Here is a 19,943-nt window from a genome sequence, read left to right on the forward strand (position 1 = left end):
GTAGTCCTACTGGGCTCGCGTGTAGAGGACCTCGTGGATCTCGGACTGGTTCTTGCCGCCGCCGGAGCTCGTCAGCTGCGTGATCCAGACCAGGACGTGCCCGGTCGGCTCGTGGTCGTTCAGCTGGATCTGCGTCTGCCCGTCGGACAGGTCCGCGACGCCGATGACCTTGGTCTCCTCGAGCGGCGAGTCCAGCGCGGACGCCACCCGGATCTCGACCTTCGTGCCCTTGCTGGGCGAGGTGATCGTGATCGAGGCCAGCTTCACCGGCTCGGCGAACGACGCCATCAGCCCGATGCCCGGCTTCAGCGTCGGGAAGGGCTGGAAGTAGTTGTCGGTCCGCCAGAACGTGCCCGGGTTGTTGTCGACGGCCCTGCTCGCCTGGTTCGCGTTGTCCGCCTGGTTCGTGACGTCGTAGACGCCGATCTGGCCGGGCTGGACCGGTCCGGCGGGCGCCGGCACGGGCGCGGACTGGCCGTTCGACCCCGGCTGGTTGATCACCACGGTCGGGCCGCCGCCCTTGGACGGCTCGTCGCTGAAGAACCCGACGATCTGCACGCTCAGCCACACGATCACGGTGAGCGTGGCGACGGCGAGCACGCCGACGCTGATCCACAGCTTCTTCTTCTGCTGCTTGTCCTGCCTCGGCCGCTGTGTCGTCCACACGACCTGGTCGTCGTCATCGCGTGCCGACGACACGGGCGGGATGAGCGCGGTCTGGGCCTCCTCGGCCGCGATCTGGTCGAGGACCTGGAGGATCGCCGCGGACGTGCGGATGCCGCCGACCGACGTGTCCTCCAGCGACCGCACCGCCACGGACGACAGGTCGTGCGGCAGGTACGGGTGCAGCGCGTTCGGCGCGACCACGGAGCCGTCCGGCCCGGTCGGGGCCACCGGCACGCCCTGGGGGCCGCCCGGCAGCGCCCACCGGCCGGTGAGCAGCAGGTACAGGATCGCGCCGAGACCCTTGACGTCGTCGCGCGCGATCGCGTCCGGCCGCGGGCCGGGGAACGCGAGGCGCAGGCGGCCGTCCGAGGTGACCCGGATGCGCTGCGGGTGGTCGGCGCCCAGCACGAGGCCGGCGTGGTGCGCGCCCTCGATGGCGGCGCCCAGCGGTTCGAGCAGGCGGGTCGCGGCGCCCGCCGGCAGCGGGCCCTCCGCGATGAGGTCCACCAGGTCGGTGCCCTGAGTCCACTCGGCGACGACCATGCCGAGGATGCCCTCGTCCGGGCGGATGCCGGTGCCGGGCGTCAGCACGTCGATCACCCTCGACACACCGGGGTGCGTGAACGACGACGCGTGCATCGCCCGCTCGACCGTCCGGCGCGCTCGGGCCGCGGCCTCGTTGTTCGCCAGGTCGCCCAGCAGGACCGTCAGTGCCACGTCCCGGTTGAGCTGACCGTCCCTGGCACGCCACAGCTCCGCGTTGGACCGGGCGTCTGCTCCCGATTTCGCGAGCAGCCGGTAGCGGCCGTTGCCGATGACACCGCCGGGGACCAGGGCGGCGTGGACTCCGCTACTCACGGAGACCAGGTTACGGGAAGGCGGTCACGGCCTGGAGTCATCGGCGCCGCACCAAACGGTTGATCTTGGCGATCGCCGGCTGCATCTCGGGCACCCGGAACGCCGCCAGCAGGCCGTACGAGAGCGGCAGGCCGACCAGCGTCACCAGAGCGACCTCGACCCAGCTCGACGCGATCACGCTCGAGAAGCCGACCAGGTCCTGCACCAGCCAGTTCAGCCCCTTCGCGACACCGAACGCGAGCGACGAGGCCACGACGGTGAGGCAGACGGTCCAGATCGTGAAGCCGGTGCGCAGCCGGCCGAGGCGGATCCGCAGCCACACCTGGCCGACGACGGCGCCGAAGACGAAGCTCAGCGACATGGCGAGCGACACACCGACGGCGAGCTGCTCGGCGTCGCCGGGCGCGGCCACCTCGCGGAAGAGGAACAGCAGCCCGATGCGCACCGCGACGATCATCGCCTGGATGACCGTCGGCGTGCGGGCGTCCTTCATCGCGTAGAAGACCCGCAGCTGCAGCAGCGTGATCGCGTACGGCACCAGTCCGAACGCCGAGAGCGCGAGCGCGAGACCGATCCTCGTGCCACCGGTGACGCCCGAGGCGCCCAGTGCGAAGACGGCGAGACCGATCGCGAGGCCGGAGGCCGTCATCAGCGCGCTGAACGGCATCAGCAGGATCGCCGACATGCGGTTGCCGAACAGCAGGTCGCGGACGATCGACTCGTTGTCGTCGTGCGCGGCCGCCCGGCTCATCTTCGGCATCAGCGCCGTCAGCAGCGAGACGCCGAGGACGCCGTAGGGCACCTGCGCGATCAGCCACTGGTAGTTGAACGCGGTCAGCGTGCCGGCGGCGCTGGTCGCGACCTTCGTCAGCACGGTCATGCTGGCCAGGCCGAGACCGACGTAGAGCAGCACCCAGAACGCCAGGCTGCCGAACTCCGACAGGCGCGAGTCCCAGCCGAACCGCCACTTGAACTTGAAGCCGGTCTTCTTCAGCGCCGGGAACAGCACCGACGCCTGCACCAGCACGCCGAGCGCGGTGCCGAGACCGAGCACCAGCAGGTGCGTGTCGGTCATGCGGACCGGGTTGAGCGTGATCTCCCCCGGCAGCATCGCGTAGACGCCCAGCACGACGATCACGACGACGTTGTTGAGCACCGGCGCCCAGGTCGGGATGCCGAACACGTGCCGTGCGTTCAGCACGGCGCTGAGCAGCGCCGTCAGGCCGTAGAAGACGATGCCCGGCAGGACCAGGTAGGCGAACGCCGTGACGAGCTCGGGGTTCGCGTTCTCCGAGTCGGAGATGTAGATCTTCGTGAGCAGCGGCGCGCAGGCCATGGCCACGACCGTGCCGACGCCGAGGATCAGCGTGCCCATGGAGATGAGCCACTGGGCGTACGACTCGCCGCCGTCGCCGTCCTCCTTCTCGGCGCGGACCAGCAGCGGGATCGCCACGCTGGTCAGCACGCCGCCGAGGAGCAGCTCGTTGATCATGGTCGGCAGCGTCGACGCCGCCTGGTACGAGTCGCCGAGCGTCTCGGCGCCGATCACCGCGATCAGCAGCACCTTCGACAGCAGGCCGGTGGCTCGGCTGACGATCGTCGCGATCGCCATCGAGCCGCTGGCCCTGGCGACCGACGGTGCCTGCTTGTGCTGTTCTGGTTCGGTGGTCGTGGCTGTCTCGCTCACGCGCTCGACTTCTCCGGTGTGACGTTCTCGATGGACGGTGCGCCGCCGTTCTCGCCGTTGCGAGCACGGACCCGCTTGTAGATGCGCCGTCCCGAGAGCAGGACGAGCGCGATCCCGGCGATCACGGTGACGATCACCGTGATGGTGCCGTAGGCGGACGACGACACCTCCAGCTTGACAGTGTCCCCCAGCGGGACGCCCTCCGGAGTGGTCAGCCGGACGGTGACCGGGAACCGGCCGGAGCGCAGCACCTCGACCGGGACCCGCACGACGCGCTCGCCGCGGGCGGGGAGCACCTGGTCGGCGAGGTCGAGCTTGCGGATGCCGGGGGTGTCGGCGAGGTTGATCCGCACGGTCACGCGGACGTCGAGCTTGTTGGTGATGGTGACCGGGATCGGGCTGTCGCCGGAGCCGAGCAGGATCGGGCTGTTGGGCTGCGTCACGCCGACCATGCCGGTCAGCGCGTCGATCTCGCCCTGGCTGATGACGGCCGCGGACCGCGCGCCCTCCTCGTTCTGCCGCCAGGCGCCGGACATCACGCGCAGCAGGCCGAGCCACAGCGGGCCGGCCAGGTCGGCCGGTGACGCGTGGGCGCTGTCCTCCTGCTGCATGGCCGCGACCAGGCCGTTGAGCTCCACGCTCTGGTTCGTCACGGAGTTCGTGATGACCGGCGAGATCTCCCGCGCACCGGCCTCCGGCGGGTACGCCACCTTGGCGGTGGTCACCGACGGCGTGGCCGTGGTGAGCTCCTCGAGCCCGGTCTGGGTCGCGTAGCCACCGGCCAGCAGCTTCTGCGCGGCGGTCAGGAACTCGGTCATCTCCGCCAGCGGCGCGTGCCAGCGGCGCGGCGGTGCGACCAGCACGTTGCGGCCGTCGCCCTGCCACCCGGCGCGGAACACCAGGACGGCGAGCGCGTTCTGCACCGACACCGGCTGGCTCTCGACCGGTGCGGCGACGCCGGACAGCGTGCGCGGCCGGGAGTCGCTGCCCTGCAGGGCGTCCGAGACCATCGAGTCGATCTTCACCGCGGTCACCGGGTTCTTGCCGCCGATGCCCACGGGGGCCGTTCCCGGGGCGTCCGCGAGACCGGTCGGGTCGAGCAGCAGCGACTTCACGCCCGTGTCGGGCCTGTCCGGCAGCGGCGTGACCAGCTCGTCGAACGTCGACTGGTCCAGCACGCCGTCCTCGGGCCACGCCAGGTTCGGCAGCGGCCGCACGGACAGGACGTCCTGGATGAGCTTGGGGCCGTCGCTCACCGCGAGCGCGCGCATCGTGCTGAGCTTCGCCCTGTTGAGCGCCACGAGGTCGGCGTCGGCGTACGGCAGGGCCAGGACGCAGCGGCCGGTGACGGCGAGCTTGAGCCGGTCGAGCCACAGCTTGGCCTCGACCCTGCCCTTGCCCTCAGCGCCGCCGCGCACCGTGTACCCGGTGCTCATCGCCTGGACGGTGCGCAGCAGGTCCGGGTCGATGGCCACGCACATCGCGGTGCTCATCGACGCGATGGCCTGCTCGTAGGCCTGCAACAGGCCGTACAGCCGGCCGTTGACCGAGAGCGACGCGGCGAGCTCGTCGTCGACCAGCTCGGACCGGCCCTCACCACCGAGCCGGACCAGCCGGGGGCGGTCCGCGATCGGCCACAGGACCGTGACCTTGGCTCCGGCGCCCGGCTTGCCCTTGGTCTCGCCACCGGGCACCCCGAGCACGGGCAGCAGCGTCGACAGCGCCGCGAGCCGCGCCTGGCCGCCGTAGTCCGGCCTGCCGTTGACGTTCGCGAGGATCGGGTAGATGCCCGGTCGCTCGACCTCGAGCGACGTCGGCTCCGTGCCCCGCAGCGGCACCTCGAGCGCGAAGTCCTTCTGCTGACCGGACTCGAGCTCGGGGGCGATCTGGGTGAACTTGGGCTGCACCGCCTCGGCGGCCGCGGGCTCCCGCAACGCCTTGCGCAGGTCGTCCTCGGACTCGAGCGGCTCGCCGCGCTCCAGGCGCAGCACGATGTCGGAGACCTTGCGGTCGCCGACGTTGACGATCTTGCCGGTGATCTTGACGGTCGCCGGGGAGTCGCCGGTGACGAACCGGGGCGTGAGCTGGTCGATGTCGAGCCGCAGGAACTGCGGCTGCGGCTGGCCGGGCTGGGCGGAGAGCGATCTCGTCGCCCACACCTGGGTGGCGGGCTCCGGCATGAACGGCAGCGCGTCGATCCCGTCCGGTTGCGACTGCTCGACGGCGCCCGCGGGCGGCGCTGTGATCACCAGGAAGGCGGCGACAGCGGCTGTGCAGACGAACTTCCTCAGGCTCACGCCGACTCCGCCCCGTTCCGGCAGCGGTCGGAGAGCAGTTCGGCGGCTCGGCGGACCAGGCGGCGCTCGTCGGCGTACGCGAGTCGCTCGTCCAGTTCGCCGAGTGGCACCCACGCCACCTCGGTGACCTCCACGTCTTCGTCGGAAAGCTCTCCCCCCGTCGCTTCGAGGAGGAAGTGGTGAACCGTCTTGTGCACCCGGCGGTCGTCCGCGACGAACCAGTAGTCGATCGACCCCAACGGGCGCAGCACCCTGCTATGAATACCGGTCTCCTCGGCGACCTCGCGCACCGCGGTCTGCTCCGCGGTCTCACCGGCCTCGATGTGACCTTTGGGCAAAGACCACAGCAACCGGCCCCGCCGGTCAAGTCTGCCGATCACCGCGGCCCGCTGCTCGCCGTCGAGCACCAGGCCACCCGCCGACGTCTCGTCGACCGTCCTGAGCCGCCTGCCCCGTCGCCTCTTCCGGCGCCCCGGCTGGGGGCTTCCTCCGGATCGCGCTGCTGACGAGGGCATACGGCCGATCGTACTTACGAACCTTAAGTACGCTGGTTTCCCGTGTCTCGATCGCTCCAGCAGAATGCGGTGGTGGAACAGCCCACCATCACACCAGTCGTCGCTGAGCTCGCCGCTCGGTTCACCGCCGGCGGCAAGCGCCTCTACCTCGTGGGTGGAAGTGTGCGCGACGCCGTGCTGGAACGCCCGACGAACGACTTCGACTTCACCACGGACGCGCGTCCGGCCGAGATCCAGCGGCTGCTGAGCGGCTGGGCGGACGCGCAGTGGGACACCGGCATCGCGTTCGGCACGGTCGGGGCGTCCAAGAAGGGCGAGATCATCGAGATCACGACGTTCCGCGCGGACGTCTACGACGGCGTGACCCGCAACCCCGAGGTCACGTTCGGCGACTCGATCGACGGCGACCTCCTCCGGCGCGACTTCACGGTCAACGCGATGGCGTTCGACATCGCGGCCCGCGAGTTCGTGGACCCGACCGGTGGCCTCCAGGCGGCCCGTGACGGCGTGCTGGACACGCCGGCGACCCCGCAGGAGTCGTTCGGCGACGACCCGCTGCGCATGCTGCGCGCGGCCAGGTTCGTCTCCCAGCTCGGCTTCACGGCGGCGCCGAGGGTGGTCGAGGCGATGCGGTCGATGGCAGGCCAGCTCACCCGCATCACGCCGGAGCGCGTGCAGGTGGAGCTCTCGAAGCTCCTGTGCGGCGCCTACCCGCGCCGCGGCATCGAGCTCATGGTCGAGACCGGGCTGGCCGACGTCGTGCTGCCCGAGCTCACGGCCATGAAGCTGGAAATCGACGAACATCATCAGCACAAGGACGTCTTCGACCACTCCCTGGTTGTCCTCGAGCAAGCGATCGATCTCGAAGATGATGATCAGTCACCCGATCTGGTGCTGCGGATCGCCGCGTTGCTGCACGACATCGGCAAGCCGCCGACCCGCAGGTTCGAGCCCGGCGGCGGCGTCTCGTTCCACCACCACGAGGTCGTGGGCGCGAAGATGGTCCGCAAGCGTTTGCGGGCGTTGCGGTACTCGAAGGAGATCACCGAGGACGTCGCCAAGCTCGTCTACCTCCACCTGCGCTTCCACGGCTACGGCAACGGCGAGTGGACCGACTCGGCGGTGCGCCGGTACGTCACGGACGCCGGTGACCTGCTGACGCGGTTGCACAAGCTCGTCCGTGCCGACTGCACGACGCGGAACAAGCGCAAGGCGAACCTGCTGCGCCGGACGTACGACTCTCTCGAAGAGCGAATCGCGCACATCGCGGCCGAGGAGGACCTCGCGCGCGTGCGCCCGGACCTCGACGGCAACGAGATCATGAAGCTGCTCGGCCTGCCGCCGGGCCGCGAGGTCGGTGCCGCGTGGAAGTACCTCAAGGAGCTCCGCCTCGACCGCGGGCCGCTGGACCGCGACGAAGCCGAGGCCGCCCTGCTCGACTGGGCCCGTGAGCAGGGGATCACCCCTCCCACCCGTAACTCATCGTGAACGGATGAAATCCCCGCGTTAGCGAACTGTCAGCGCGGGGATGCACCATGAGTAGTGCGTCAGGGAGCGCATGGGGGTGGTGCAGATGTCTTCACGAGGACTTTTCGCAGGTCCGGCGGTGTATGACCTGGACGTGCTGACCGATGACCAGCGGGCCGTGCTGAGGTGCCTCGCCCGGGGTCACGCCGACCACGAGATCGCACGCGTGCTCGGCCTCGGCCTGCAGAGGGTGGTGGACGAGGTCGCGGACATCCTCCAGCGCCTCGGTCTACCCGATCGAGTGGCTGCTGTCGTCTTCGCGCACGAGGCCGGCATGTTGCACCTGCCGTTTCCGCGCTGACAGCAGCAGGTAGGCGCCCAGTCCGACCAGGTAGAGGCTAGCGGCGACGAGGATGAGGGCGGGCGAGCGCCCGTCCAGGGGGACCACCGTCGCCGTGATCGACACCGCGGTGACCTGCGCAATGTTGAAGAGGGTGTCGTAGAGCGCGAACACGCGCCCGCGCACCTCGTCGCCGACGTCGTGCTGCACCGCGGTGTCCACGCAGAGCTTGACGACCTGACCAGCGAAGATGATGACGAAGCTGGCCAGCAGGACGGTCACGAGCGTCATCGGCAGCCCGAGCCCGACCTGGGCGGCGGACGTGAGCAGCAACGCGCCGCAGATCGTGCGCTTGACGCCGAACCTGTCGACGATCCGGTCGGTCAGGACCCCGGCGAGCAGCACACCGGCGCCGCCCGCCACCGCGACCTCGCCGAGCCCGCCGATGCCGGCCTTGAGGATGCCGACGTCTTCCAGGGTGTAGCGCATCAGCAGCAGCGTGATCATGAGGCTGATGCCGAACGCCGCCCGGTGCGCGAGCAACGCGGCCAGCCCGGCCGTGACGCTCGGCGTGCGCCAGGTCGCCTTCGCGCCGTCCAGCAGACCGCGGGCGACGGCCGTGACCGCGTTGTGCGGCTCGTCGACCTCGTCCGGCCCGAGCACGCCCGCCTTGAACCGGCTGGCGATGAACGCGCTGAGCAGCAACCCGGCCACGGCGATGCTCGTGGTCCACGCCGAACCGCCGTCCCCCGCGCCGAGCAGCGTGCGGAACCCGATGGCGCTGGCGGCGCCGATCACGGCCATGACCGCTCCGGCCGTCGTGGCCAGCGCGTTCGCCTCGACCAGGTGGTCCTCGTCGACGACGTGCGGCAACGAGGCGCTCAGCCCGGAGCCGACGAACCGCCCTATGCCCATGACCACGAGCGCGGAGACGTAGAGGGGGAGGCCGCTCAGCCCCGCGCTGACCGCCGCCGCCGTGAGCAGCACGAACACGGCCCTCGTGACGTTGGCCACGACGATGACCTTCTTGCGGTCCCACCTGTCGAGCAGCGCCCCGGTGAAGGGCCCGATCAGCGAGTACGGCAGCAGCAGCACCGCGAACCCGGCCGCGATCGCCGCGGGGTCGGCCTGCCGCTCGGGGTTGAAGAGCACGGCACCGGCGAGCCCGGCCTGGAAGAGCCCGTCACCCCACTGCGAGGCGAGCCGGGTGGCGAGGAGCCTGCGGTAGGCGGGGATGCCGAGGAGCCGGCGTGATCCCCAGTGGTGCTTATCCACCGCAAGCGTTGTCACACTTGCACTGTATGCGCGTTGGGGTGAAACCACGAAAGCCGGACCTCACGGTCCGGCTCCCCTGGATCGGATGCCAGGTCGCCTCACGGCGCGATGCACTACGCGGCTCCAGCCGAACGGTATTCCGCGAAGGCGGTTGTCTGTTGAGCCCGGGGGACACAAAGACATCCGACACCTCAGTCTAACGGGACGCGGGCCTGAGTTGTTCCGGCGATCACGAGTGATTTCATGGTGACGTGCGTCCCGATGCCGAAGTCGAGCCAGGCTCCCTGTTGGTTGCCGCTCCGAGCCTGAACGACCCGAACTTCAAGCGCACCGTCGTCTACGTCATCGATCAACGCCCCGAGGGGTCCCTCGGGGTGGTGCTGAACCGTCCGTCCGAGGTGGCTGTGCACGACGTGCTGCCGCCGTGGGGTTCGCACGTCACGAAGCCGCGGTGCATCTACATCGGCGGACCGGTGGAGCAGAAGACGGCGCTGTGCCTCGCCGCCCTGAAGGCCGGCACCGACCCCGCCACCGTCGAGGGCCTGGTCGCCGTGCAGGGCCCGGTGGCGCTGGTCGACCTCGACGCCGAGCCGGACGACCTGATGCCGCTGGTGCGCGGCCTGCGGGTGTTCGCGGGCTACAGCGGCTGGGGCGAGGGGCAGCTCGAGGGTGAGATCGAGCGCGGCGACTGGATCGTCGTGACCGGACTGGCCGATGACGTGCTCGTGGGCGCGAACGTCGACCTGTGGGGCCGCGTGCTGCGCCGCCAGGGCATGCCGCTGGCACTGCTGTCGACGTACCCGAAGGACGTCCGCGAGAACTGAGTCAGGACTGATTCACGTGAAACGTGGGACTACAGCCCGGCCAGGGGCGAGCAACCGCCGCCACCGCAGGCGCAGCCACCGCAGCCCTTGGGCTTGACCGGCTCCGGCAGCGCCTCGGCCGCGCGGCTTCCGACGATCCCGCCGGCGAACGCGATCGTGAGCGCACCCACCAGCCCGATGACCCCGGCGGTAATGGCCAGGTCCGCCATGACGAACGCCATGGCACCCGACACGATCGCCACCACGCCCGCGGCGACGTTGGGAACGCCGGCGACGCGGTTGGCCAGTGCGAACGTCTCCTCGTCGCGCAGCGCGGCGGCCGTGCGCACGCCGACGAAGCGGTTGCGGCGCAGCTTGCCCTGCAGACCCAGCAGACCGACCGCGCCGAGAGCGACGCCGAGCACACCCAGGACGACCGACAGCACGATGTTCACCCCCTGAGGGTAAGCCGGGGCCCGGGTCCGCCACGACCTCACCCCACCCGGGTGTGCCTCAGGCCACCGCCCGGTTCATCGTGCTTGCGCTGCGCTGATACCGTTGACGGCATGAGCACGGCCCGCCTGCTCCTTATCTAGCCGCGACGACCTGATCGGAAGACGGTCGGCGCGGCCACCCTCCATGCCCGTCTGGGCTGGGGGGTTTCGTCATGTCAGGGGCAGGATCGATGTGAGAGGGACGTTGAGATGAGCACGGACGCGGCGGAGATCCCCGCCTTCCGCTACACCGCCGAACTGGCGAACCAGATCGAGCAGCGGTGGCAGCAGTACTGGGAGGACCACGGCACCTACCACGCGCCCAACCCCGTCGGGGCGCTCCAGGGTGACGTGCCCGCGGACAAGCTGTTCGTGCAGGACATGTTCCCCTACCCGAGCGGCGCCGGCCTGCACGTCGGCCACCCGCTGGGCTTCATCGGCACGGACGTGTTCGCGCGGTACCACCGCATGAACGGCCGCAACGTGCTGCACACCATGGGTTTCGACGCGTTCGGCCTGCCCGCCGAGCAGTACGCGGTGCAGACCGGCCAGCACCCGCGCAAGACCACCGAAGACAACATCAACACCTACCTGCGCCAGATCCGCAGGCTGGGGCTGGGCCACGACGAGCGCCGCCGCATCTCGACGATCGACCCCGAGTACTACAAGTGGACCCAGTGGATCTTCCTGCAGATCTTCAACTCCTGGTACGACGCGGACGCGAAGCGCGCCCGTCCGATCGCCGAGCTGATCTCGCAGTTCGAGTCTGGCGAGCGGGACGTCCCGGGCGGCCACACGTGGTCTGAGCTGTCTTTTGCCGACCAGCAAAGGATCTTGGGCGATTTCCGCCTGGCCTACATGTCGGAGGCGCCCGTCAACTGGTGTCCCGGACTGGGTACTGTGCTGGCGAACGAAGAGGTCACCGCGGACGGTCGCAGTGAACGTGGCAACTTCCCCGTGTTCAGGAAGAACCTGCGCCAGTGGATGATGCGCATCACCGCGTACTCGGACCGGCTGATCGACGACCTGGACCGGCTGGACTGGCCCGACAAGGTCAAAGCCATGCAGCGCAACTGGATCGGGCGCTCGCACGGCGCCCGAGTCCGATTTGCGGTGGGAAGCGAGAACATTGAGGTCTTCACGACCCGGCCGGACACGCTGTTCGGCGCGACCTACATGGTCCTGGCACCGGAACACGAACTGGTCGACCAGATTGCGGCGCCCGATCGCGTGGCAGACATCGCCGCGTACCGGCGCGCAGCGTCCCTGAAGTCCGAACTGGACCGTCAGGAGAACAAGGAGAAGACCGGCGTCTTCATCGGGGCGTACGCCACGAACCCGGTGAACGGCAAGGAAATCCCCGTCTACATCGCCGACTACGTGCTGATGGGCTACGGCACCGGCGCGATCATGGCCGTCCCCGGCCAGGACCAGCGCGACTGGGACTTCGCGAAGAAGTTCGACCTGCCCATCGTCCGCACCGTGCAGCCGTCCGAGGGCTTCGAGGGCGAGGCGTACACCGGTGACGGGCCCGCCATCAACAGCGGGTTCCTGGACGGCATGGCGATCGACGACGCCAAGAAGACGATCATCGGGTGGCTGGAGGAGAACGGCCACGGCCACGGCACCGTCCAGTTCAAGCTGCGCGACTGGCTGTTCAGCCGCCAGCGCTACTGGGGCGAACCGTTCCCGGTCGTCTACGACGAGAACGGCACCGCGATCGCGCTGCCCGAGTCGATGCTGCCGATCGAGCTGCCCGACGTCGACGACTACTCGCCGCGCACCTTCGACCCGGAGGACGCGGACACCGAGCCGTCGCCGCCGCTGTCGCGCGCCACGGACTGGACGACGGTCGAGCTGGACCTGGGCGACGGCCCGAAGACCTACCGCCGCGACACGAACACCATGCCGAACTGGGCGGGTTCGTGCTGGTACCAGCTGCGCTACGTCGACCCGGTCGAGACCGAGCGGTTCGTCAACCCGGAGAACGAGAAGTACTGGCTGGGCCCGCGCACGGCCGAGCACGGCCCGACCGACCCCGGCGGCGTCGACCTGTACATCGGTGGCGTCGAGCACGCCGTCCTGCACCTGCTGTACTCGCGCTTCTGGCAGAAGGTCCTGTTCGACCTGGGCCACCTGACCGGCGACGAGCCGTACCGCCGCCTGTTCAACCAGGGCTACATCCAGGCGTACGCGTACCGCGACGACCGGGGCACCCCCGTGCCCGCAGACGAGGTCGTCGAGGCGGACGGCAAGTACCTGTACAACGGCGAAGTGGTGCACCGCGAGTACGGGAAGATGGGCAAGAGCCTGAAGAACGTCGTCACGCCCGACGAGATGTGCGAGCGGTACGGCGCCGACACCTTCCGGTTCTACGAGATGTCCATGGGCCCCATGGACGTGTCACGCCCGTGGGCCACCAAGGACGTCGTCGGCGCACAACGCTTCCTGCAGCGCCTGTGGCGCAACCTGGTCGACGAGACCGACGGCTCCCTGCGCGTGACCTCCGAAGAGCCCTCGGTCGAAGCGCTGCGCCTGCTGCACAAGACGATCGCCGGCGTGCACGACGACTACGCGAACCTGCGCTACAACACGGCGGGCGCGAAGCTGATCGAGCTGAACAACTACGTCACCAAGCACTACCCCGGCGGCACGCCCCGCGCGCTGGCCGAGCCCCTGGTCCTGATGCTGGCCCCGCAGGCCCCGCACGTGGCCGAGGAGCTGTGGGCGAAGCTGGGCAACGAGGGCACGCTGGCCCACGGCCCGTTCCCCGCCGCCGACGAGAAGTACCTGGTCGAGGACACCGTCGAGTACCCGATCCAGGTCAACGGCAAGGTCCGCTCGCGGGTCGTCGTGTCGGCGTCCGCGTCGCAGGACGAGATCAAGGCCGCGGCACTGGCCGAGGACAAGATCGCCGAGCTGGTCGCCGGCGGCGAACCGCGCAAGGTCATCGTCGTCCCCGGCCGCCTGGTGAACATCGTTCTGTAGCACCGGGAGGGGTCGGCGCGGCTACGGCTGCGCCGGCCACTCCTCCGGAGCCGGGCCGAAGGCACGCCGGGCGGTTTTGACGGCGAGAGCGGCCATGGTGGCGTTGGCGGCGCCGCCGATCAGCGCGCCGATGCCGAACGGGACCGCCCTGCCGAGCACGACGATCCCCTGCTTGGTGCCGTACTTGGTGATGAAGTTCCTGCCCAGGACCTTGTTGATCTGCGTCAACGTCTTCGCGGGAACCGCGCTGACCAGCTGGCGGGCCCAGTGTTGACCGGTGCGCTCGGCGACCTTGCCGATGGTCTTGGAGCTCGACTCGCCGAGCAGGACTCCCAGCACGAGGGTCCGGCGGCGTTCGACCTCGTCGAGCGGGACTCCGTGGATCTCGGCGAGCGAGAGAACGTACAGGGCGCTCAGCTCGAGCGAGGAGAGCGCCTCACCCGCTGACAGCGCCAGCGAGATCCCGGTGCCGACGCCGGGCGCGGCCGCAGCTCCCCCGACCGCGGCGCCCGAGCTGGTCAGAGCACTGACGTACATCTTCTCCAGCGTGCCGATGACCTCCGCCGGGGTGGCCTCCGGGTTGCGCTGGCGTGCGCGGGCGATGTTCTTGCGCACCAGCGGTGTCTGCAGTCCGATGGCCTTGTCCAGCAGGTCGAGGACTGCCTGGCCGGGGCCACCCGACGAGACCGGTTCTTCGGGAGCGGCGGGCAGTTCGGCGGGAACCGCGGAGTTGTTGGCGTCGACCACGGGTCGTATGTCGCCGAACGCCCGGCCGGCGCTACATCAGCGCACCGCCGAGTCCTCCTCGAACCCGATGTCCGTCAACATCTGGTCGAGCATGCTGTCGAACATCGGCTCCGGGTTGCTCACCGCGAACGGGAACCGCCCGAACACCTCCAGCGCCACGTGCCCGTAGAGCCGCACCCACGACTGCACGACGTGGTAGATCTTGCCCAGGTTCAGGACCTCGTCGGCCAGCGTCACGCCGTGCTCGGCCACCGCGTCCCGCAGCACCTGCTGGAACCTCACCAGGTCCTCGTGCAGCACCGCGGGTACCTCCTCCTCCGCGTGGTCCGCCGTCTGGTTGGACGCGATCAGCGGCCCGGCTAGCTGCAGGAACACCGAGCCGAACTGGTCGGCGCCCAGCGGGTCGCGCGGGGAGGCGAAGACCAGCGCGAACTCCTGCGGGTGGACCAGTGCCCAGCGGCGGAAGGCGTGGCAGACGGTTCTCACCTTGCACCCGACCTGCCCTGACGTCTCCGCTGCCAGGTCCGTGTGGAGGGCCGTGGCCATGTCGGCGCAGATGTCGTCGCAGAGCTGACGCAGCAGTGCGTCGTGCGAGTCGTAGTAGCGGTAGAGCGCGGGGGCGGTGATGCCGAGTTTGCGTGCAATCGCACGCAGGGTAACCGCGTCGCGGCCGCTCTCCACCAATAGGGCGCGGGCCGCCTGCCGAATCTCACGCTCGGTCTCGGCGCGGAGTCGTTCTCGGCGAGTGGCCTCGGTCATATGTCACTCCATCGGGTTGTAGACCCTGTCCACGGCCCCGTACGGTTTTCGGTGAACGGTGTTTACAAGAGTTTCTCGGGATTCGCAGAACGGTAACCCAGGAGGCCGTCGTCGATGTTCGCGAAGTGGGGCGCTACCGCATATCGCCGCCGGTGGGTGGTGTTGATCGCGACCGTGCTGCTCGCGGTCGTCGGCGGTGTGTGGGGCATCGGCGTGTTCGACAAGCTCAGCCAGGGTGGGTACGAGGCTCCTTCCAGTGAGGCGGCGCGGGCCGACAAGGTAGCCGAGGAGGCGTTCGGGCGGCAGAACGGTGATGTGATCGTCATTTATCGCGGCGATTTCGCGAACCCGATCGAGCTCAAGAAGATCGCCGACCACATCAGCGGTTTCCCGAAGGACGACGTCCTCAAGACCGTCGGGCCGGTGCCGTCGGACGACAAGCGGCAGGCGCTGGTCGCCATCACGCTGAGCAGCGGTGACTCGAACGAGCAGATCAAGCAGTTCGAGGACGTCGAGAAGCAGCTCCCGATCGACGGCTTCACCCAGCAGGTCGGTGGGCTCGTGCCGACCCAGAAGGCCATCAACGACATGTCGCAGGAGGACCTGACGCGCGCGGAGATGTTCTCGCTGCCGCTGGTCCTGCTCCTGCTCGTGGTCATCTTCGGCGGTCTGGTCGCGGCCAGCCTGCCGGTCGTCGTCGGTGGTCTCGCGATCATGGGCGCGCTCGGCGTGCTGCACGGCATCGCGCTGTTCGCCGAGGTCAACTCGTTCGCGGTCAACGTCGCGTCGCTGCTCGGCCTGGGCATGGCGATCGACTACGGCCTGTTCATGGTCGGCCGGTTCCGCGAAGAGCTCGCCCAGGGCCGCACGACCGAACAGGCGGTGGGCCGCACGGTCGCGTCCGCCGGCCGCACCGTCGTGTTCAGCGCGACGCTGCTGGTCATCGCGCTGGCCGGGCTGCTGCTCTTCCCGCACGGCTTCCTGAAGTCCCTCGCGTACGGCGGCGTGGCCTCGGTCGCGATCGCGGCGCTGGTCTCGATCACGTTGCTGCCCGCGCTGCTGGGCGTCCTCGGCAAGCGGGTCGACAAGCTCGCCATGCCGTGGCGCAAGAAGGAGCCGAGCGAACGCGGCTGGCGCAAGCTCAGCGGCGCGGTCATGAAGCGTCCCGTGCTGATCGCCCTGCCGATCATCGGTGTGCTCGTCGCGCTCGGCTCGCCGTTCCTGAACGTGCAGTTCGGCCAGGTCACCGAGAAGGTGCTGCCCGAGGGCAACGCCGTGCGCGTGGCCACCGAGAACATCAACCAGAACTTCTCGGCGCTGTCCGCCACCGGCTTCAAGATCGTCGTCAAGGGTGGCGACCAGGCCGCGGTGCAGGGCTTCCTCGGCGAGGTGGCCGACGTCCCCGGCATCGGCGACGTCCAGCCGACCGGTTCGGACAAGGGCGTCACGGCCGCGTCCGCCGGGCTGGAGGGCGACGCGCTGAGCGAGCAGTCCAAGCAGGCGCTCGAGGACGTCCGGGCACTGGAACCGCCCGCCGGCGCCGAGGTGCTGGTCGGCGGCAACACCGCCACGGTCAGCGACTCGCTCGACGCCATCGCGGACGGCCTGCCGCTGATGATCGCGCTGCTGGTCGGCGCGACGCTGATCTTGATGTTCCTGGCGTTCGGTTCGGTCGTGCTGCCGGTCAAGGCCGTGGTCATGAGCGCGTTGTCGCTGTCGGCGACCTTCGGCGTGCTGGTCTGGGTGTTCCAGAACGGCCACGGCGCCGGCCTGCTCGGCGTCACGCCGGGGCCGCTCGAGTCCGGCATCGTGGTGCTGATGGCGGCCATCGTGTTCGGCCTGTCGACGGACTACGAGGTCTTCCTGCTCTCCCGGATGGTCGAGGCCCGCAGCCAGGGCGCGACGACCGAGGAGGCGGTGACGACCGGCCTCGCCAAGACCGGCCGCGTGATCACCTCGGCCGCGCTGCTGCTGATCGTGGTGACCGGCGCGTTCGCGTTCTCGCAGGTCGCGATGATGCGGTTCGTCGGCGTCGGCATGATCCTCGCGCTGGCGCTCGACGCCACCGTCGTCCGGATGCTGCTCGTGCCGGCCGTGCTCAAGCTGCTCGGCAACGCCGCGTGGTGGTCACCCGGCCCGCTCAAGCGGATCCAGGAACGCCTCGCGCTTCACGACGAGCCGGTGGACCGGGACGACGACCTCGACGACGAGGTGCGCAAGCCCGTCGCCGTCGGCTGAGCGGGCGCGACGGCGACCAGGGCCGCGTCGAACCGGCGCGGCCTCGCCTCCAGCTCCCGCGGCCTCATCGAGTAGGTCGCCAGGACCGCGTTCGTGCTGTCCAGCACCGTCGCCGTCGTGCCGGTCGCGAGGAAGACCCGCGCGTCACCCGGTGCGATGGCGACGCTCGGCGAGTCGATGGGCAAACGTTCGCGCACGGTCGTGCTCGCCGCGTCGACCACCAGGACCGAGCGCTCCTTCGGCAGCGTGAGGTACACCGTGGCGCCGTCCGGGGTGACGGCGATGCTGCCCGCTCCCCTGCCGACGGCCGCCGAGCCGACGACCCGGTTCGTGGTCGTGTCGATCACCGACAGCGTGCCGGGCGTGGAGCCGCCGAGGTGCAGGCTGCTCACGTAGAGGCGCCTGCCGTCCGGGGAGAGCGCGAGGTGCTGCGGCAGCCCGCCGACCCGCACCACGGCCGTCTGCGACGCCGTCGCCGTGTCGACCACGCCGACCGTGCCGTCCTGCGAGTTCGCGACGTAGAGGACCTTGTTGTCCGGGTGGGCGGCGAGGCCCTGCGGCTGCCCGCCCACCTTGATCACCGCGACCAGCCGGAAGTCCGCCGGGTCCACCACCGCGACACCGCCGCTGCCCGAGACGTACAGCCGCCCGCCGTCCGGGCGCATCACCGCGTGCGAGAGCTGGACCTGGGCGAAGATCCGGTCGAGGACCAGTCCCGTCACCGGGTCGACCGCGGTGATCGCCCCTGTCCAGCCGTTGACCACGTAGAGGCGCCGTCCGTCTGGCGACACGGCGAGACCCGTCGCGCGGCCCCCGGTGTCGGCCTGCGCCAGAACGGCACCGCTGAGGGTGTCGACGACCTGCACGAGACCGGTCCTGCCCACCACGTATGCAAGCGGTGCCACCGATGCGGAGGAAGTGGTCGTGTACTCGTGCCCTTGGTGAACACCCATCGCCGCGAAGGCCGCTGAGAGCGCTAGAACCGCGGCCACGAGGCGTGGCTTTGCCATACGGCCGATGGGAACACTTCCGGGTGCTTTCGATCCACTTGCGTCACTCGGTCGAGGGGGATCTATCCCTGGACGTAGTACGACCGTGGCCCGCGACGGCGGAGCGGGCCACGGTCGTCACTCAGTAAGAGTGCGGACCCACTGGTTTGGATTCATATGACCCAGGATTGCTCGCCGAAGCCACCAGTTTGGCGTAACGGGCACCGGCGGTGAGCAGGACCAGACCGGCGCCGAGGAACGCCAGCACGCGGGCGATCCCGTCGAGCGCGGAGAGGTCGAACAGCACCAGCTTCACGACAGCGGCGGCGACGAGGATGAGGCCGGAGATCCGCAGCGCCTTGTTGTTGATGCCCTTGACCAGCAAGAACAGCGCGGCGATCGTCCAGGACACCGTGACCACCGAGTGCCCGAACAGGAAGCCCGTCTCGTCCGGCGACACGAGCAGCGCCGCGCAGAGCACCGCACCCGCCGCGCCGTAGAGCAGCACCAGTCCGGCGAGGACCCACGGGAGCGGGTGGCGCGCCGGCTCGCGCAGCACCTGCATCTTCAGCGCGGCCCACGGCACGGCGGCCGCGAACACGCCGAGCACCAGCGCGGTGAGCAGGCCGGCCGCGTACTCGCCCTGCCCGACGGTGTTGAAGAAGCGGGGCTCCTCGACCAGCCACGTGAGCGGCACGGCCTGCACGATCGTCATGAGGAACCCGACGAAGCCGAACGCGATCGAGCCGACCAGCGCGAACTTCCGGTCGAGCCGCGCCGCGAGGAACGCCAGCAGCACCGCCTCGGCCAGCACGATCGCCGTGCGGACGTTGCCGTCGAGCGCGATCACCGTGGTCTGGAACAACGCGAGCATGCCCGTCGCACCGGCCGCCGTCGTGAACGCGCGCGGCAGGTCCGGAACCATCCAGATCGCCAGCAGCACCGCGGCGACGGCGCCGACCAGCACCGAGTCGACCGGGGCCGCCAGCAGGGTCGCCGCGAACATCGCGGCCAGCGGCGAACCGGCGACGAGCGAGATCGCGACCACGTCGTCCGGGCGCTTGCGGATCGTGAGGAGCGCGACCAGGACGCCGACGACGGTCGTGGCCGCCGCGGCGCCGACCACGGTCCACTCGTAGGAGCGCGGGATGGCGTTCGCGGTGGCGAGCAGCGAGGCGATGATCGGGGGGAAGCCGCCGGCGATCGCGAGCCCCGGCCAGTTGCGCTGGATCTGCACGGGCGTGCTGGCCAGCTTCAGCACCAGCAGGAAGGCGACCAGCAGCACCGAGAAGCCCTCGGTCAAAATCGGCGAGCACAGGGCGCACGCTGCGACGACGGTGACGGCGAGCGCTTGCGAGTTCCAGCGCAGCGCGAGCACGACACCCGCCGCGGCGACACCCAGGCCGACGACCAGGCCCGCGCCGTCGGGCAGGTAGCCGTAGAGGCTCGTAGCGGCGATCACGTCCAGGTAGAGACCTGCGAAACCGGTGAACGCGAGCGCCATCGCGCCGGTGCGGTTGGCGGGGTTGCGGTGCAGCCACACGCCGATGCCGACGAGCGCGCCGCTGAGCACGGCGCCGCCGACGACGCGCGGCATCGGGCCGAGCCAGCCGCGCTGGATCGCGAGGACCAGCAGCAGGACGAAGCCGAGCACGGTGATCGCGCCACCGACCCAGGCCAGCAGCTTCGCGCCGGCGCCGTCCTTGCCGAGCTTCTCGAACAGCGTCTCGCGGGGCGGCGTGGGCCACGGCTGCTGCCGCGGGTGCGGCCACTGCGCCTGGCCGGGCGGCGGGAACTGGGCGCCGGGAGGCGGCGGCAGC

Annotated in this window: 15 protein-coding genes; 5 read left to right on the plus strand and 10 right to left on the minus strand. The window is 70.0% G+C overall.

Going from position 1 to position 19,943, the window contains the following annotated elements:
* Positions 1-6 precede the first annotated feature (6 nt).
* From L6E10_RS04925 to L6E10_RS04940, 4 genes are read right to left on the minus strand one after another with little or no spacing between them, the layout of a single operon-like run.
* Positions 7-1,524 (minus strand): protein kinase family protein, encoded by a 1,518-nt coding sequence (locus tag L6E10_RS04925; protein ID WP_236217191.1) that lies wholly within the window; start codon positions 1,522-1,524, stop codon positions 7-9.
* Positions 1,525-1,561: 37 nt separating this feature from the next.
* Positions 1,562-3,211 (minus strand): murein biosynthesis integral membrane protein MurJ, encoded by a 1,650-nt coding sequence (gene murJ / locus L6E10_RS04930; RefSeq protein ID WP_236217192.1) that lies wholly within the window; start codon positions 3,209-3,211, stop codon positions 1,562-1,564.
* Positions 3,208-5,508: a DUF6049 family protein gene (locus L6E10_RS04935; protein WP_236217194.1), complete on the minus strand. Its 2,301-nt coding sequence runs from the start codon at positions 5,506-5,508 to the stop codon at positions 3,208-3,210. The genes murJ and L6E10_RS04935 overlap by 4 nt, the downstream gene beginning before the upstream one ends.
* Positions 5,505-6,023: an NUDIX hydrolase gene (locus L6E10_RS04940; RefSeq protein WP_236217196.1), complete on the minus strand. Its 519-nt coding sequence runs from the start codon at positions 6,021-6,023 to the stop codon at positions 5,505-5,507. The genes L6E10_RS04935 and L6E10_RS04940 overlap by 4 nt, the downstream gene beginning before the upstream one ends.
* Positions 6,024-6,065: 42 nt before the next feature.
* On the opposite strand from L6E10_RS04940, the gene L6E10_RS04945 reads away from it, so the two are divergent.
* Positions 6,066-7,511: a CCA tRNA nucleotidyltransferase gene (locus tag L6E10_RS04945; RefSeq protein ID WP_236217198.1), complete on the plus strand. Its 1,446-nt coding sequence runs from the start codon at positions 6,066-6,068 to the stop codon at positions 7,509-7,511.
* Positions 7,512-7,596: 85 nt separating this feature from the next.
* A complete protein-coding gene (locus L6E10_RS41145) occupies positions 7,597-7,851 on the plus strand; it encodes a LuxR C-terminal-related transcriptional regulator (RefSeq protein WP_374235875.1) in 255 nt (84 codons plus the stop codon).
* On the opposite strand, the gene L6E10_RS04950 is transcribed toward L6E10_RS41145, so the two are convergent.
* On the minus strand, positions 7,780-9,120 hold the full coding sequence (locus tag L6E10_RS04950) for an MFS transporter (RefSeq protein ID WP_236217200.1): 1,341 nt from the start codon (positions 9,118-9,120) through the stop codon (positions 7,780-7,782). The genes L6E10_RS41145 and L6E10_RS04950 overlap by 72 nt on opposite strands.
* A 236-nt stretch (positions 9,121-9,356) precedes the next feature.
* Here L6E10_RS04950 and L6E10_RS04955 point away from each other — a divergent pair, with 236 nt between their 5' ends.
* Positions 9,357-9,929 (plus strand): YqgE/AlgH family protein, encoded by a 573-nt coding sequence (locus L6E10_RS04955; RefSeq protein ID WP_236217202.1) that lies wholly within the window; start codon positions 9,357-9,359, stop codon positions 9,927-9,929.
* A gap of 29 nt (positions 9,930-9,958) precedes the next feature.
* Here the strand turns inward: L6E10_RS04955 and L6E10_RS04960 are convergent, their stop codons facing one another.
* A complete protein-coding gene (locus L6E10_RS04960; RefSeq protein ID WP_236217204.1) occupies positions 9,959-10,363 on the minus strand; it encodes an SdpI family protein in 405 nt (134 codons plus the stop codon).
* 249 nt (positions 10,364-10,612) lie between these two features.
* Here L6E10_RS04960 and leuS point away from each other — a divergent pair, with 249 nt between their 5' ends.
* A complete protein-coding gene (gene leuS, locus L6E10_RS04965; RefSeq protein WP_236217206.1) occupies positions 10,613-13,390 on the plus strand; it encodes a leucine--tRNA ligase in 2,778 nt (925 codons plus the stop codon).
* 21 nt (positions 13,391-13,411) lie between these two features.
* On the opposite strand, the gene L6E10_RS04970 is transcribed toward leuS, so the two are convergent.
* Both L6E10_RS04970 and L6E10_RS04975 read right to left on the minus strand, forming a co-directional pair.
* On the minus strand, positions 13,412-14,137 hold the full coding sequence (locus tag L6E10_RS04970; RefSeq protein WP_236217208.1) for a hypothetical protein: 726 nt from the start codon (positions 14,135-14,137) through the stop codon (positions 13,412-13,414).
* Positions 14,138-14,173: 36 nt separating this feature from the next.
* A complete protein-coding gene (locus L6E10_RS04975; protein WP_236217210.1) occupies positions 14,174-14,896 on the minus strand; it encodes a TetR/AcrR family transcriptional regulator in 723 nt (240 codons plus the stop codon).
* 114 nt (positions 14,897-15,010) lie between these two features.
* On the opposite strand from L6E10_RS04975, the gene L6E10_RS04980 reads away from it, so the two are divergent.
* On the plus strand, positions 15,011-17,134 hold the full coding sequence (locus L6E10_RS04980) for an MMPL family transporter (protein ID WP_236217212.1): 2,124 nt from the start codon (positions 15,011-15,013) through the stop codon (positions 17,132-17,134).
* On the opposite strand, the gene L6E10_RS04985 is transcribed toward L6E10_RS04980, so the two are convergent.
* A complete protein-coding gene (locus tag L6E10_RS04985) occupies positions 17,065-18,039 on the minus strand; it encodes a hypothetical protein (RefSeq protein ID WP_236217214.1) in 975 nt (324 codons plus the stop codon). The two genes, L6E10_RS04980 and L6E10_RS04985, sit on opposite strands and share 70 nt — an antisense overlap.
* A gap of 226 nt (positions 18,040-18,265) precedes the next feature.
* Positions 18,266-19,943: DUF2339 domain-containing protein (locus tag L6E10_RS04990; RefSeq protein WP_236217216.1), on the minus strand; the 1,678-nt coding region annotated here is incomplete at its 5' end.

The sequence above is a fragment of the Lentzea sp. CC55 genome (genome assembly GCF_021056325.1).
In the GTDB taxonomy this organism is placed as follows: domain Bacteria; phylum Actinomycetota; class Actinomycetes; order Mycobacteriales; family Pseudonocardiaceae; genus Lentzea; species Lentzea jiangxiensis.